Consider the following 13,647-nt stretch of genomic DNA (forward strand, 5'->3'; position numbering starts at 1 on the left):
GAGACGGGTGAGGGGGCACTCTCCGCGAGTTCACGTGCGGAGAGTGACCCCTCATCCGGCGCTTCGCGCCACCTTCTCCCACAAGGGAGAAGGAAGAAGAGCGGGATGCATGCATTGATCACCAAGCGACATTTCCTTCAGGCTGCAGCCTCTGCCGCAACCGTGCTCGCCACGCCACGCGCCTTTGCGATCGGCAATCCCTCCTATCCCTCGCGCAGCGTGAAATGGGTGGTACCCTATGCGCCGGGTGGGGCCACCGACGTGCTGTCGCGGCTGCTCTGCCAGCGCCTCTCCGACCGGCTCGGCCAGACCTTCGTCGTCGAGAACAAGCCCGGCGCCGGCAGCAATATCGGGACACAGGCGGTGATTACGTCCGCCCCCGATGGTCACACCCTGCTGTTGACCTCGACCGCCAACGCCATCAACGCCTCGTTCGACCCGGCGCTGCCGTATGATTTCGCCAAGGGCATCGCGCCGGTCGCCGGCGTCGCACGAATTCCGCTGGTGCTGGTTGTCAACAACGACCTGCCGGTGACGAGCGTCGCCGACTTCATGGCCTACGCCAAGTCCAATCCCGGCAAGATGTCGATTGCCTCTTCCGGCATCGGCACCTCGCTGCATCTCTCCGGCGAGCTGTTCAAGTCGCTGGCCGGCGTGCAGTTCATCCACGTGCCCTATCGCGGCTCGGCACCCGGATTGACCGACGTGATGAGCGGCCAGATTCAGGGCATGTTCGACAACGTCACTTCATCCTTCGAGCTCGTGCGCGCCGGCAAGCTGCGCGCACTCGGCGTCACCACGCGCGAGCGTTCGGAGATTTTGCCGGACGCGCCGCCGATCGCGGACACGCTCAGCGGCTACGAGACGAGTTCATTCTACGGTGTCGGCGCTCCACACGACACGCCGCGCGAGATCATCGACCTGCTCAATCGCGAAATCGACGCCGCGCTGTCCGATGCGGAGATCAAGTCCCGCATCGCTGGGCTCGGCGCGATCCCGCTGCACGGCAATGCCAGCGAATTCGGCGGCATGCTGACGGCGGAGACCGACCGTTGGCGCAAGGTGGTGGAGCTGTCAGGCATCCGGACGCAATAGCAAGCGGGCCTCGCGACGCTAGGTGACCTCGGGGAAACGGGCTATTCTTTCTGCCGGCGTTGTTCTGGCTGCGAAAGGAAAGCGACCCGTGGCTCTCGATCCCTTAGAGTTTCCCGTCCGGGCCGCGCCTTTCGAGCAGCCGCTGACAAATTTTGCTCACCGAGTGAAGGGCGGACAGGCCAGGCTGGTCGCGATCGGCTCGTCGACCACGGCGGGCGAAGGGGGTATTGCGCCCTATCCGCAGCGGCTGCTGTCGGACCTTCGGATAAAATTTCCAAACGTCGCAATCGAGGTGATCAACCGCGGCGTCGGCGGCGAAGATGCTCGTTTGGAGTTGAATCGGTTCGAGCATGACGTCCTCGATCTGAAGCCCGATCTGGTGATCTGGCAGGTCGGTACCAATTCAGTGTGGCAATCCGCCGGTCCCTCGTTCGAGGACACCACGCAAGCGATCCGCGAGGGTGTTGACCGGCTGCTCGACGCCAAGCAGATCGATGTGATCCTGATGGACCTTCAATATGTGCCGGCGCTGCTGACACCGGCCAAGGCCAGGAAGGCGAGCGCCATGGTCGAGGCGATCAGCCAGATCGCGCAGGAGAAGCGCGTCAACGTCTTCGGCCGTTTCGCGCTGATGAAGGGCTGGCATGATGTCGCCGGGATTTCGTTCGACCGCATGGTCGACCCAGGCGACGACGACAGGCTGCACGCAAGCGACTGGACCACGGACAAGATGACGTGGCAATTGACCAACGCAATCGTCGACGCTGTCAACATGGCGCCGCGCTCCTAAAGGCACGCGGCGGCTCATCCGCGATGCCCCATGGACCGCCGGGACGTAATTGCCCAGCGCTAGCCGCCTCGCTGATGGCGTAAGCGCTGCGGCGGTGCGTTGAACGGATAATACGGATTGAGATCGCAGCTGGCCGAGCGGCCTGAAGCGGTAGCTTGGCACTGCGGGACTGAGGTGAAGGAGCAATCGTACCACTCCCCGCCACCCCCGTTCGCACCGGAATAGACGTGCATGCAGACGGGATAGCGCGGATCGAAGGTCTGTGCATGCGATGGCGCGGCCGTGAGCAGGGCACCGACGGTCGTGATCAGGCCGAATAAGCGACGCATGAAAATTCCCCCTGAAGGCCGCATTGCGGATCGCTAGTGCACGTTCTTGTGGCGCCGGCGCGGCGGCGGCGGGGGTTGGTCGAACGCGTAGTAGGGATTGACGTCGCAGCTTGCCGAGCGGCCCGAAGCCGTGGCGCGGCACTGCGGCAGCGAGGTGAAGGAGCAGTCGAAATAGTCGCCGCCACCACCGCCAAAACCGCCGGGCATGTAGACGTGCATGCAGACCGGGTAACGCGGATCGTAGGTCTGGGCGCTGGCATCTGCCGCCGCGAACAGCGTGACAATTGCGGTGAGGGTCAGGATCGGCAGGCGCATCGGACATTCCTCGAATCGGTGGCAACGGCACGCGTTATGTCATTTCGATATGGCACAACTGCGCGGCAGAAGCGATTGTTCCTATTTCATACCTCTCCGGCTTGTGACACGCGACGAAATGAGTGAGACACAGCGCCGCAAAGATGCGGAAGCGGAAAGCACCCAGTTTTCCGGCCTGCGCGGAACGCATAACTCGCTGCAGCTCTCCTTCGACAAAGGTCGCAAAGCATCCAGCGCAGGAATCCGTTCGCTGGCCCAAGCGAACGTACTAGTCTTTCTATCACAACGCCGGCCCGGACCGACGACGTTCCAGGGCAATGAACAAGCAAATGGGCTGAAGGAAACGCACTTGCGCTCTCGGGCGCGACTCCGCTGTGCGCGGGGAGAAGATGCGCTGGCCAGGGCTGTGGTGTCAGGGCATGCAAGAGAGCTTCTCGTCTCCGTTCATCCGCTATCCGATCGGCACCTCACTGCTGATGGCGGGTATCCTGTTCGTTGGCCTCGTGGCCTATCCTCTGCTGCCGGTTGCACCGCTGCCCCAGGTCGACTTTCCGACCATTCAGCTCTCGGCCTCGCTCCCCGGCGGCAGCCCCGAGACCATGGCCTCTTCCGTGGCGCAGCCGCTCGAACGCCAGCTCGCACAGATCCCCGGCATCACGCAGATGACGTCGACCAGCTCGCTGGGTTCGGCGTCGATCACGATCCAGTTCGACCTCAACCGGAAGATCGACGCCGCCGCCAACGATGTGCAGGCAGCGATCAATGCAGCGAGCGGCCAATTGCCGAAGAACCTGCCCTCGCCTCCCACCTATCGCAAGGTCAACCCGGCGGATTCGCCGGTGATGATCCTGTCCGCGACGTCCGACACGCTGCCGCTGACCGTCGTCAGCGACCGCACCGATGCGCAGCTCGCGCAACAGATCAGCCAGTTATCCGGCGTCGCCCAAGTGTTCGTCGGCGGACAGCAGAAACCCTCGGTACGCATACAGATCGATCCGGCCAAGCTCGTCGCCAAGGGCCTGTCGCTGGAAGACGTGCGCGCCCAGATCGCGGCTGCGACCACCGACAGCCCGAAGGGCAGCATCGACGGGGCCAAGCGCGCCTACACGATCTACGCCAACGACCAGCTCACCCAGGCCCAGCATTGGCAGGACGTCATCGTCGCCTATCGCAACGGCGCTCCATTGCGGATCCGCGACATCGGTGAGGCCGTGGCAGGGCCGGAGGACATGAAGACGGCGGCTTGGGCCGACGGCAAGCGCGGCGTGTTCCTCGTCATCTTCAAGCAACCCGGCGCCAACGTCATCGAGACCGTCGATCGCATCAAGGCGCAGCTGCCGCGGCTGATCGCGGCCATCCCGCCCGCGATCTCGATCAAGATCATCAGCGACCGCACCATCACCATCCGCGCCGCCGTCGAGGACGTACAGATCACGCTCATGACCACTATCGCGCTCGTTGTGATGGTGATCTTCATCTTCCTCCGCAGCTTCTGGGCGACGATCATCCCGAGCATCACTGTGCCGCTAGCGCTACTGGGAGCCTGCTCGCTGATGTGGGTCTTCGGCTATTCGCTGGATAACCTCTCCTTGATGGCGCTGACGATCGCGGTCGGCTTCGTGGTGGACGACGCCATCGTGATGCTGGAGAACATCACCCGTTACGTCGAGCAGGGCGAGAGGCCGCTTGCTGCGGCCTACAAGGGCGCGGCCGAAATCGGCTTTACGATCGTCTCGATCAGCATCTCTCTGATCGCGGTGCTGATCCCGTTGCTCCTGATGGGCGGCATCATCGGCCGGCTGTTCCGCGAATTCGCGGTCACGCTGGCGATGGCGATCCTTGTTTCTCTGGTGGTGTCGCTGACCCTGACGCCGATGATGGCTTCGCGCTTCCTGCGCGCCAACCACGAGGCTCGGCACGGCCGCTTTTACCAGTGGAGCGAGCGGATGTTCGAAAGGGTGCTCGGCGCCTACGAACGCGGGCTCGACGTCGCGCTGCGCCACAGTTTCGTCACCCTTTGCATCTTCTTCGCGACCGTAGCACTCTCGATCTACCTCTTCATCCTGATCCCGAAGGGTTTCTTCCCGCAGCAGGACAACGGCTTCCTCACAGCCGTGTCCGAGATGCCCCAGGACATCTCCTTTGCCGAGATGAAACGGCGCCAGGTGGAGCTCAACACCATCGTGCAGGCCGACCCCGCCGTCGCTTCGATCGCGATGTTCATCGGCGGCGGCGGTACGGCACTGAACTCGGGGCGCATGTACATCACCTTGAAACCGCTGGAGGAGCGCGATGCCGGCGCACAGCAGATCATCGCGCGGCTGCGGCCCAAGATCGCCAAGGTGGAGGGCGCCAAGCTCTATATGCAGGCCTCGCAGGACGTTCGTCTCGGCGGCCGCGCCACCCGCACTCAGTTCGAATTCACGCTCCAGGACGCTAACCTCGCCGAACTGAACGAATGGGCGCCGAAAATCCTCGATGCGATGAAGACGCTGCCGCAACTGCGCGACGTCGCGACCGACCAGCAAACCGAAGGCACGACGGTTCAACTCAGGATCAATCGCGACACCGCCGCACGCTACGGCATTCAGCCGCAGCTGATCGACGACACCCTCTATGACGCGTTCGGCCAGCGTCAGGTCGCGCAATATTTTACCCAGACCAACAGCTATCACATCGTCCTGGAGATCACACCGGACCTGCAAGGCCAGCTCGGTACGCTCGACAAGATCTATCTCAAATCACCGCTTACCGGCGACGAGGTGCCGCTCTCGGTGTTCTGCAACTGGACCAATGTGCCCGTGCGACCGCTTGCGATCTCGCATCAAGGCCAATTTCCGTCGGTGACGATCAGCTTTAATCTTGCCGAGGGCGTGGCGCTGGGACAGGCGACCGACGCGGTGCTGCACGCGGTCCGCGAGATGCGCGCGCCGCCGGCGCTGGCAACAAGTTTTCAGGGTACCGCGCAGGCATTCCAGCAATCGCTCGGCACCGTGCCGTTGCTGATCCTCGCCGCACTGGTCGTGGTCTATTTGATTCTGGGCGTGCTCTACGAGAGCTACATCCATCCTCTGACCATCCTGTCCACGTTGCCCTCGGCTGGCGTCGGCGCCGTCGCGATCCTGATGATCTTCGGCTTCGACTTCAGTCTCATTGCCCTGATCGGGGTCATTCTCCTGATCGGCATCGTCAAGAAGAACGGCATCATGATGGTGGATTTCGCCATCGCGGCCGAACGCGAGCAGCATCTCACCCCGGAGCAATCGATCCGCCAGGCGGCGCTGCTGCGCTTTCGCCCGATCATGATGACAACGATGGCCGCCCTGCTAGGCGGCGTGCCGCTGATGCTCGGAAGCGGCACCGGCTCCGAAATCCGCCAACCGCTCGGTTATGCGATGGTCGGCGGCCTTCTCGTGAGCCAGGCGCTGACGCTGTTCACGACCCCGGTCGTCTACCTCTACCTCGACCGCTTCTCCGACCTGCTCTCGCGCTGGATGGAGAAGAAGCCGCAAGCTACCGTCGCGTGCGATGAGCGGAAGGATCACGCGGCGGAATGAGCGCGGCGGCACATATGGCCTGCGCCGGCTACCCGCCGAGCCCCTGCAACACCAGCCGGTTCAACCTTGCCGCAAACGCCGCAGGGTCCTCCGGCAGCTCGCCGTCCAGGATCTGCGCCTGTTCGAGCAGGAGCAGGCTGAGATCGTCGACCGCCTTCGAGCCGGCCTGAGCCTTCGTGATCGCCGTGACCAGCGGATGGCGCAGGTTGATCTCGAGGATCGGCTTGGTGCGCATGCCACGGTTCTGCTGGGCCAGGATGCGCTCGAGCTCGCGGCTCGGGCCCTGGCTGTCGGCGACGAGGCAGGAAGCGGAGCTGGTCAGACGCGTCGAGGCCTTGACGTCGCTGACGCGCTCGCCGAGCGCGGCCTTGATCACCGCGATGGTGGCGGCCTCGTCGGCGGCCGGCTCGTCCTTGTTCGCCTCGTCGACGCGCGGGATGAGGTCGAGATTGAGATCGCCCTGGCTCAGCGACTTCAGCGGCTTGCCGTCAAACTCCGAGGGCATCGAGGTCCAGAAGGCGTCGACGGGATCGGACAGCAGCAGCACTTCGATGCCGCGCGCAGTCGCCGCCTCGAGCCGGGGGTTCGACTTCAGCCGCTCGATACTGTCGCCGACGAGGTAATAGATCTCGGTCTGGTTCGGCTTGAAATCGGCGATGACGTCCTTGAGCGAGCGCTTCTCGCCCGAGGTCGTGGTGAAACGCGACAGCGCGAGCAGCTTTTCGCGGCGCTCGAAATCCTCGTAGATGCCTTCTTTCAGCACCGCGCCGAAGGCCTCCCAGATTTTCGCGAAGTTCTCCGGATCCTTCTCCGCAAGGCTTTCGAGCTCGGACAGTACGCGGGTCGCTACGGCCTTGCGGATCTGCGCGAGTTGCGGATTGTTCTGAAGCATCTCGCGGGAGATGTTGAGCGGGAGATCCTCGCTGTCGACCACGCCGCGGATGAAGCGGAGGTAGCCCGGCAGCAGATCGGCATCGTCAGTGATGAACACGCGGCGGACATACAGCTTGACGCGCCCCTTGCGGTTCGGCTCGAACAGGTCGAACCGCTTGGTCGAGGGCGCGAACAGCAGCACGGCGTAGGAGTAACGCCCCTCCGCACGATAATGCAGCGTCATCGCGGGATCGTCGAAGGCGGAGGCGATCTGCTGATAGGCCTTCTTGTAGTCTTCCGGCGTGAGCTCGGATTTCGAGCGCTGCCATAGCGCGCTCGCAGAATTGATCTGACGCGGCTCACCCTCTTCGGGCACGAGCTCGATGGGGAAGAGAATGTTGTCGGAATAAGCGCCGACGATACGCTCGATCTCGTAGGCTTCGAGATATTTCTTCGCTTCGTCCTTGAGATGCAGGACGATCTCGGTGCCGCGCTGCACGCGGGCCGCATCCTCCTCGCTGGCACGCGCGATCTCGAAGCCCGAGCCGCCCGAGGACGTCCAGGTCCAGACGTCGCTCTCGCCGGCGCGGCGGCTCACCACGACGATCTTGTCGGCGACCATGAAGGCGGAATAGAAGCCGACGCCGAACTGGCCGATCAGGCCCAGACCATCCTTGGCCTCCTTGAGCTTCGACACGAAGGCCTTGGTGCCGGAGCGGGCGATGGTGCCGAGGTGGTCGATCAGCTCCTGCCGCTCCATGCCGATGCCATTGTCGGCGATCGCAAGCGTTCCGGCCGTCTTGTTCGGAATGATCCGGATCTTGAGCGCGTCGCCGTCACCCAGCAGCGCCGGAGTAGCGATAGCCTCATAGCGCAGCTTGTCGCAGGCGTCCGATGCGTTCGAGACGAGCTCGCGCAGGAAGATGTCGGTCTCGGAATAGACGGAGTGCACCATCAGGTGCAGAAGCTCGGAAACCTCGGCCTGGAAGGGCTGCGTATGCACAGCCGTGTCTGACGTCGTCATGCGTTTACCCGGTCAATCGAAAGGGGAAGAAACCCGGGATATAACGCGAGGGGGCAGGGGATCAAGTGGACGGCAGCAATCGCCCTCCGGACGGAGGGCGACTTGTCCGTGGCAAATGCCGGTCAGGTCACGCAGCGGCCGGGCTGGAGCAGTTTTGCGACCTCGGTCAGGGAGCTGACCATCGGCTCGCAGGCGATCGTCGGCTTTTTGCGGCTCTGCTTCTGGTCCGGGAGCAACACCGGCGGCTTGGCGTTACCGGCCTCGATCACTGCGGGGACCCGCAACAGCACCGACGTGTCGGCCAGATCGTTCAGCCGCATCGACACGGTGCGGGTCGGAACCTCAGCCTGCTTGATGTCGGCCAGCCGGTCGGCTTTGCTGGCGCGATTGACGTTATGGCCCGGCTTGTCAGCGACCGCCTGCCAGCGGTCGGCCAGATCATGGCCGGAGGCCAGCTGCACGGCGCCCACCTGGACGGCGCCAAGCGTCGCGGCGATCGCGACCGCGCCTAAAAATACCTTTTGAATCTGTGACATGGCTGTCGGTCCCTCGCCCCATGGCGATCGCGGGAACAACGCGAGGAGAGGACCCAGAGTTCTCAGTCGTTAAGATCACTTAACCGTGTGCGAAAGGGCACGGTCCCCGCGAAAAAAATTTCGCAACCGCCTGGAACGACTTTCGCGGACGGGAGTCGTCTCAACAGCCGGCTATTCCCCCCTGCCCCATAAGCCGGTGACGTAGGGCGCGACTGTGGTGATGCCAGTCGCGCCTTACTTTTGTCTGGAGTTCAGTTCGCCTTCCCCGCCAGCCAATCCCGACCCTCGGCATAGAGCTTCTCGACCTCAGGCCCGGTCAGGCCCGGCATGTCGCGCTTGACCTTGTAGCCGATCAGCTCCTGCATGTAGGCGAGGTGGCGGTAGCCTTCCGGGAGCGCGGCAAGGGCTTTCTGGTCGAGCTGAAGTGTCGCGGCGGGATCGACCGGGTCGATCCGGTCCTTCTCGTAGATCGGCTGGCGGCGGACGATGCCCCATTTTCCCTGCCGCTTCTCCAGGAAATCGTAGAAGCGCCCGGTGCAGACCACGTCGCAGGGCAAGTCGTGCACCGGCGCGCGCTGCGAGATGGTCATCTTGGTCTGCGCGATGGCGCGCGCCCCCTCGAGGTCGATACTGGTGCCGCCGAGGAAATGCAGGATGCGCACGCCCTTGGCGAACCCCTCCTGGCTGACCCGCATGAAATCCCGCGCCGGCCCCTGAAACCAGGTGGCGGACATCCAGCCTTCCTCGTGCCAGACCGTGGCAAAGCGCTCCCAGTCGCCGGCATCGCGCCACACCGCCCAGTTCTCGACGAGGTCGCGGATGGCGAGGCGATCGAGGAGTTGCTGGTCCATGAACACGTCTCCGATGGCACCGCGGCTGCAACGCGGCCGCTACACGAGGTATGAGCGGCGAATTCGATGGCCGTCAAGCGCGGCAACCGGATCAACGAAAATCCGGCGCACCTTGCGGCACGCCGGATCGGGATTTCGTCAAATGCCGGGCGCAGGCGCTTCCTTACGCCGCCGGCACTTTCGGCGCGCGGTTGCGGGAGTTGCGCTGGAAGAACAGCGCCTGGCTCGCCACCGCCGACACCATCGCCGGCTGGAATGGCTTTGAGATCAGGAACGCCGGCTCGGGACGCTCGCCGGTGAGGAAGCGCTCAGGGTATGCCGTGATGAACACCACCGGCACCTCGAAGGTGCGGAGCAGCTCGTTGACGGCGTCGAGGCCCGACGAACCATCGGCGAGCTGGATGTCGGCGAGGATCAGGCCAGGACGCTTGTTCTTTGCCAGCGCGACCGCATCGGCGTGGGTGCGGGCGACGCCGACGACATTGTGGCCGAGATTCTTCACCAGGCTCTCGAGATCCATGGCGATGAAGGTCTCATCCTCGATGATCAGCACGTCGGTGGCGATCTCGGCGGCCATCTCACGCCCTGCGGCATCCGCAAGCCGGCGCGTCTCGCCGACGTCGGTGCCGAGAATGTAGCCGACCTCTTCTTCCGAGAATCCCTCGAGCGAGAGCAGCAGGAAGGCTTGCCGCGGCAACGGCGTGATGTTGGACAGCCGTCGCTCCGGGGGCATCGGCAGGTTCGTCACTTCCGAATCGTCGTTGACGGAAACGGAATTCCAGATTTGGGTGAACAGCCGGAACAGGCCGGCGCGCGGCCCGTGGCTCTCGTCGAGCACCGACGGATCTCCCAGCATGGCTTCCAACATGGCTGCGACATAGGCGTCACCGGAGGACTGGCTGCCCGTCAGGGCGCGTGCGTACCGGCGCAACAACGGCAAGTGTTCAGCAACGAGCTGTGAACGGGACATCCCCACTCCATATCATCTTCGGGCCGACCTTGACGTGCAGGCGTTAGGCGGGGGGCCCGGGTTCCCCTGCTGGGCTGATTACGCCTCAGACCAAGAAAAGTTCCGCATCGGGGCGGAACTTTTTCTCGCAACTCGCATTGAGCCTATCCAGGGAACGGCTCCCGGTTGAGAGAACTTCTCGATTTTACAGTTACTTAACTCGGGGAAACGTGGAACAGGTCATGAAAGATCTCAAGTCTCAAGCCAGCAAAAGCACGACCCCCGGCAAGGGAGGGCTCACTCCGGAGATTCAGTCCCGGATCGGGCACCAGCTGCGCGCCATGTACGACGACGTGGTGCGGCAGGGGGTTCCGGACCGGTTCGCGGAACTGATCAAGAAACTTGATGCGCCGGGAGCGACACCCCAAGTGGAAAATGGTGGCGGCTCCAACGACAACAACAATGGGAGGGATTGATGCCTCTCACGGACTCCCTGCGTAACGACATCCTGGCGGCCGTGCCCAGTCTGCGCGCGTTCGCCATCTCGCTCAGCGGCAATGCCGATCGCGCCGACGATCTTGTCCAGGAGACGCTGTTGCGCGCGCTCGCCAACATCGACTCGTTCCAGCCCGGCTCCAATCTGCCGGCGTGGCTGTTCACGATCCTGCGCAACCTGTTCCGCTCCGACTATCGCAAGCGGCGGCGGGAAGTCGAGGATGCCGAAGGCAACTATGCCAAGACGCTGAAGACGCAGCCCTCGCAGAACGCCCATCTCGAGTTCGAGGAATTCCGCACGGCGCTCGACAAGCTTCCGCAGGACCAGCGTGAAGCGCTGATCCTCGTCGGCGCCTCCGGCTTCTCCTATGAGGATGCGGCCTCGATCTGCGGCTGCGCGGTGGGCACGATCAAGAGCCGCGTCAACCGCGCGCGCTCCAAGCTCGCGGCGCTGCTCTATGTCGACGGCGCGGAGGATTTCGGGCCCGACGAGACCATTCGCGCCGTGATCGGCGGCAGCGGCGGCTGACGGCGGGCGTTATTCGGATTGAGACCGCGATGAAGGCGGCCGCTTCCGCGGCCGTCTTCGTATGTCTGACGTGATCGCGTCTGAAACGTGATGCGGGGCGTGCGCCGCCTCGATCACCGGTCCACGCCTGATTACTTGTCCACGAAGGTCACGGTCTCGGCCACACTCGCACGCGACGTGCGGTAGCTGTTGACCTTATGGGCGTTGTCGGCATAGCCGAACGAAATGCCGCAAACGATGCGGCGATCATCAGGCAGATTGAAATGGCGGCGGATCAGGCCGGAGTGGCGCGCGAGCGCCGCCTGCGGAATCGTACCGAGCCCGAGCGCCTGCGCGGCCAGCATGAAGTTCGAGACATAGGCGCCGCAATCGATCGCACCGTAGATGCCGAGCGGCTCGTCGGTGTGGATGATGGCCACATGCGGCGCGCCGAAGAAATTGTAGTTCTCTAGCGCCTGCTTCGCGTACGCCGTCTTGTCTCCGCGCGCGATGCCGAGCGTGTTGTAGAGCTGAAAACCGCTCTCGCGGCGGCGTTCGAGGTACGCGCCGAGATATTCGCGTGGCGGCGGGAAATCATAGTCGTCCCCGAGACCGCCCGAAGCCTCCTTATAAATCAGATTGCGGAAACGCTCCTTGGCCTCGCCGCTGGCGATGACGATCTGCCAGGGCTGGCTGTTGCACCAGGACGCCGTGCGCTGCGCGGTGGTCAGCACATGCTCGATCGTCGCGCGATCGACCTCCTTGGCCAGGAAGGCACGGACCGAGTAGCGCTCGTTGAGCAGCTCTTCGAGCACGCCGATGCGGTTGTTCTGATTGACTGCAGCGTCCATGGATCAGCTCGCACTTTTCTCGTAGGGTGGGCAAAGGCGCATAGCGCCGTGCCCACCGACAGACTTACCTCGGCGCATCTGCATATGGTGGGCACGCTTCGCTTTGCCCACCCTACGAGATGCAGCGAGAGGCTAGATCACCGTCCCTTGGTCGGGATCTTGTTATACGGCACGTCCTTGTCGACGCGGATGTCGCCCGGCAATCCCAGCACGCGCTCGGCGATGATGTTGCGCAAGATCTCGTCGGTGCCGCCCGCGATGCGCATCGAAGGCGAGGACAGCAGCATCTGCTGGAACTGGCCCTGCACGGTCTCCTCGTCAGTGCCGGTGAGAACGCCGGCCGCGCCCTGGAGGTCCATGGCATAGGTCGCGATGTCCTGGAGCATCATGCCGGACACGAGCTTGCCGATCGAATTCTCCGGCCCCGGCCGTTCACCCTTGGACAGCGCCGAGATCGCCCGGTAGCTGGTGTATTTCAGCCCGCTCGACTTCACCGCCCAGCTCGCAAGCCTGGAGCGCACGGCAGGATCGTCGATCGCGAGCCCATCCTCCAGCATTACATTGGAGCAGAACTCGAACAATTCAGGCACGCCGGTCGCAAGCCGCGAGCCGATCGACATTCGCTCGTTCATCAGCGTGGTCAGCGACACGCTCCAGCCCTCGCCAACGGCGCCGAGCCGCTGGCTGTCCGGAATCACCACATCGGTGAAATAGACCTCGTTGAACTCCTGCATGCCGTTGGCCTGCTTGATCGGCCGCACCTCGACGCCAGGGCTCTTCATGTCCAGGAAAAACATGGTGAGACCCTTGTGCTTGGGGACATTCGGATCCGTGCGCGCGATCAAAAGGCCGTAGTCCGAATAGTGCGCGCCGGAGGTCCATATCTTCTGGCCGTTGACGACCCAATTGTCGCCCTTCTTCTCCGCGCGCGTGCGCAAGCCCGCGACGTCAGAGCCCGCCGACGGCTCGGAGAACAGCTGGCACCAGATCTCCTCGCCCGCGGCCAGCTTCGGCAAATGGCGCCGCTTGGCCTCCTCGCTGCCCCAAGCCATCACGGTTGGGCCGCACATGCCCTCGCCGATCTGGAACGGCTGCGTCAGCTTGCCATAGACGCCTTCCTCCTGCTGCCAGATCACCCGCTCGATCGGCGTTGCACCCCGGCCGCCATATTCCTTGGGCCAATGCAGGCAGGCCCAATTGCCTTCGGCCTTCTTCTTCTGCCAGGCCTTGCCGACATCGACGATGTCGTGGTTGGCGAGCCGGATACGGCCGAGCGAGGATTTTGACAGCTCGGCCAAAAACTCCTTCGGCGCGTTGGCCTCGACCCATTTGCGCGCGGTCTCGCGGAATGCGGCTTCCTGCGGGGTGTCGTCGAAATTCATGGCGCTTCCTTTTTATTGTCATTCCGGGGCGCGCAACGCGCGAACCCGGAATCCAGAGCTTTACCTACACATCTCGAGATTCCGGGTTCGGT

Annotated in this window: 13 protein-coding genes; 5 read left to right on the forward strand and 8 right to left on the reverse strand. The window is 63.6% G+C overall.

Going from position 1 to position 13,647, the window contains the following annotated elements; all coding sequences use genetic code 11:
* Positions 1 to 114 precede the first annotated feature (114 nt).
* Positions 115 to 1,095, forward strand: coding sequence for a Bug family tripartite tricarboxylate transporter substrate binding protein (locus ABIB90_RS00195; RefSeq protein WP_473367327.1), 981 nt, complete (start codon positions 115 to 117; stop codon positions 1,093 to 1,095).
* An 88-nt stretch (positions 1,096 to 1,183) separates the two neighbouring features.
* Positions 1,184 to 1,885, forward strand: a complete 702-nt coding sequence (locus tag ABIB90_RS00200; protein WP_354199915.1) for an SGNH/GDSL hydrolase family protein — start codon at positions 1,184 to 1,186, stop codon at positions 1,883 to 1,885.
* Between the two features lie 59 nt (positions 1,886 to 1,944).
* On the opposite strand, the gene ABIB90_RS00205 is transcribed toward ABIB90_RS00200, so the two are convergent.
* Positions 1,945 to 2,214 carry a DUF3551 domain-containing protein gene (locus ABIB90_RS00205; RefSeq protein WP_354199916.1) on the reverse strand — a complete coding sequence of 90 codons (270 nt, stop codon included), beginning with the start codon at positions 2,212 to 2,214 and terminating at the stop codon, positions 1,945 to 1,947.
* A gap of 33 nt (positions 2,215 to 2,247) precedes the next feature.
* Entirely contained in the window at positions 2,248 to 2,529 is a 282-nt protein-coding gene (locus ABIB90_RS00210; RefSeq protein ID WP_219680379.1) for a DUF3551 domain-containing protein, read from the reverse strand.
* A gap of 419 nt (positions 2,530 to 2,948) precedes the next feature.
* Here ABIB90_RS00210 and ABIB90_RS00215 point away from each other — a divergent pair, with 419 nt between their 5' ends.
* Positions 2,949 to 6,086, forward strand: a complete 3,138-nt coding sequence (locus ABIB90_RS00215; RefSeq protein WP_354171454.1) for an efflux RND transporter permease subunit — start codon at positions 2,949 to 2,951, stop codon at positions 6,084 to 6,086.
* 28 nt (positions 6,087 to 6,114) lie between these two features.
* Here the strand turns inward: ABIB90_RS00215 and htpG are convergent, their stop codons facing one another.
* The 4 genes from htpG to ABIB90_RS00235 all read right to left on the reverse strand — a co-directional run bounded on the left by htpG (position 6,115) and on the right by ABIB90_RS00235 (position 10,340).
* Positions 6,115 to 7,983, reverse strand: coding sequence for a molecular chaperone HtpG (gene htpG / locus ABIB90_RS00220; RefSeq protein WP_354199917.1), 1,869 nt, complete (start codon positions 7,981 to 7,983; stop codon positions 6,115 to 6,117).
* A 122-nt stretch (positions 7,984 to 8,105) separates the two neighbouring features.
* Positions 8,106 to 8,519 (reverse strand): hypothetical protein, encoded by a 414-nt coding sequence (locus ABIB90_RS00225; protein WP_007597234.1) that lies wholly within the window; start codon positions 8,517 to 8,519, stop codon positions 8,106 to 8,108.
* Between the two features lie 251 nt (positions 8,520 to 8,770).
* Positions 8,771 to 9,370: a nuclear transport factor 2 family protein gene (locus ABIB90_RS00230; protein ID WP_354199918.1), complete on the reverse strand. Its 600-nt coding sequence runs from the start codon at positions 9,368 to 9,370 to the stop codon at positions 8,771 to 8,773.
* A 163-nt stretch (positions 9,371 to 9,533) separates the two neighbouring features.
* Positions 9,534 to 10,340, reverse strand: coding sequence for a response regulator (locus tag ABIB90_RS00235; protein WP_007597237.1), 807 nt, complete (start codon positions 10,338 to 10,340; stop codon positions 9,534 to 9,536).
* 221 nt (positions 10,341 to 10,561) lie between these two features.
* Here ABIB90_RS00235 and ABIB90_RS00240 point away from each other — a divergent pair, with 221 nt between their 5' ends.
* Together ABIB90_RS00240 and ABIB90_RS00245 are read left to right on the forward strand one after the other, a co-directional pair.
* Positions 10,562 to 10,795: a NepR family anti-sigma factor gene (locus ABIB90_RS00240; protein ID WP_007597239.1), complete on the forward strand. Its 234-nt coding sequence runs from the start codon at positions 10,562 to 10,564 to the stop codon at positions 10,793 to 10,795.
* Complete coding sequence (locus ABIB90_RS00245) at positions 10,795 to 11,343, forward strand: sigma-70 family RNA polymerase sigma factor (protein ID WP_007597240.1); 549 nt, start codon at positions 10,795 to 10,797, stop codon at positions 11,341 to 11,343. Before ABIB90_RS00240 ends, ABIB90_RS00245 begins: the two co-directional genes overlap by 1 nt.
* A 131-nt stretch (positions 11,344 to 11,474) precedes the next feature.
* Here ABIB90_RS00245 and ABIB90_RS00250 read toward each other — a convergent pair whose 3' ends face one another.
* Both ABIB90_RS00250 and ABIB90_RS00255 read right to left on the reverse strand, forming a co-directional pair.
* Entirely contained in the window at positions 11,475 to 12,173 is a 699-nt protein-coding gene (locus tag ABIB90_RS00250) for a nitroreductase (RefSeq protein ID WP_354199919.1), read from the reverse strand.
* Positions 12,174 to 12,310: 137 nt separating this feature from the next.
* Complete coding sequence (locus ABIB90_RS00255) at positions 12,311 to 13,555, reverse strand: acyl-CoA dehydrogenase (RefSeq protein ID WP_354199920.1); 1,245 nt, start codon at positions 13,553 to 13,555, stop codon at positions 12,311 to 12,313.
* Positions 13,556 to 13,647 lie beyond the last annotated feature (92 nt).

Origin of the sequence: Bradyrhizobium sp. JR4.1, from assembly GCF_040548605.1 — a bacterium.
GTDB lineage: Bacteria > Pseudomonadota > Alphaproteobacteria > Rhizobiales > Xanthobacteraceae > Bradyrhizobium > Bradyrhizobium canariense.

What these genes read in the sequence shown, in the direction of transcription:
- ABIB90_RS00205 (WP_354199916.1), bottom strand. Translation starts at nt 2,214, where the DNA reads ATGCGTCGCTTATTCGGCCTGATCACGACCGTCGGTGCCCTGCTCACG.
- ABIB90_RS00210 (WP_219680379.1), bottom strand. Translation starts at nt 2,529, where the DNA reads ATGCGCCTGCCGATCCTGACCCTCACCGCAATTGTCACGCTGTTCGCG.
- ABIB90_RS00215 (WP_354171454.1), top strand. Translation starts at nt 2,949, where the DNA reads ATGCAAGAGAGCTTCTCGTCTCCGTTCATCCGCTATCCGATCGGCACC.
- htpG (WP_354199917.1), bottom strand. Translation starts at nt 7,983, where the DNA reads ATGACGACGTCAGACACGGCTGTGCATACGCAGCCCTTCCAGGCCGAG.
- ABIB90_RS00225 (WP_007597234.1), bottom strand. Translation starts at nt 8,519, where the DNA reads ATGTCACAGATTCAAAAGGTATTTTTAGGCGCGGTCGCGATCGCCGCG.
- ABIB90_RS00230 (WP_354199918.1), bottom strand. Translation starts at nt 9,370, where the DNA reads ATGGACCAGCAACTCCTCGATCGCCTCGCCATCCGCGACCTCGTCGAG.
- ABIB90_RS00235 (WP_007597237.1), bottom strand. Translation starts at nt 10,340, where the DNA reads ATGTCCCGTTCACAGCTCGTTGCTGAACACTTGCCGTTGTTGCGCCGG.
- ABIB90_RS00240 (WP_007597239.1), top strand. Translation starts at nt 10,562, where the DNA reads ATGAAAGATCTCAAGTCTCAAGCCAGCAAAAGCACGACCCCCGGCAAG.
- ABIB90_RS00245 (WP_007597240.1), top strand. Translation starts at nt 10,795, where the DNA reads ATGCCTCTCACGGACTCCCTGCGTAACGACATCCTGGCGGCCGTGCCC.
- ABIB90_RS00250 (WP_354199919.1), bottom strand. Translation starts at nt 12,173, where the DNA reads ATGGACGCTGCAGTCAATCAGAACAACCGCATCGGCGTGCTCGAAGAG.
- ABIB90_RS00255 (WP_354199920.1), bottom strand. Translation starts at nt 13,555, where the DNA reads ATGAATTTCGACGACACCCCGCAGGAAGCCGCATTCCGCGAGACCGCG.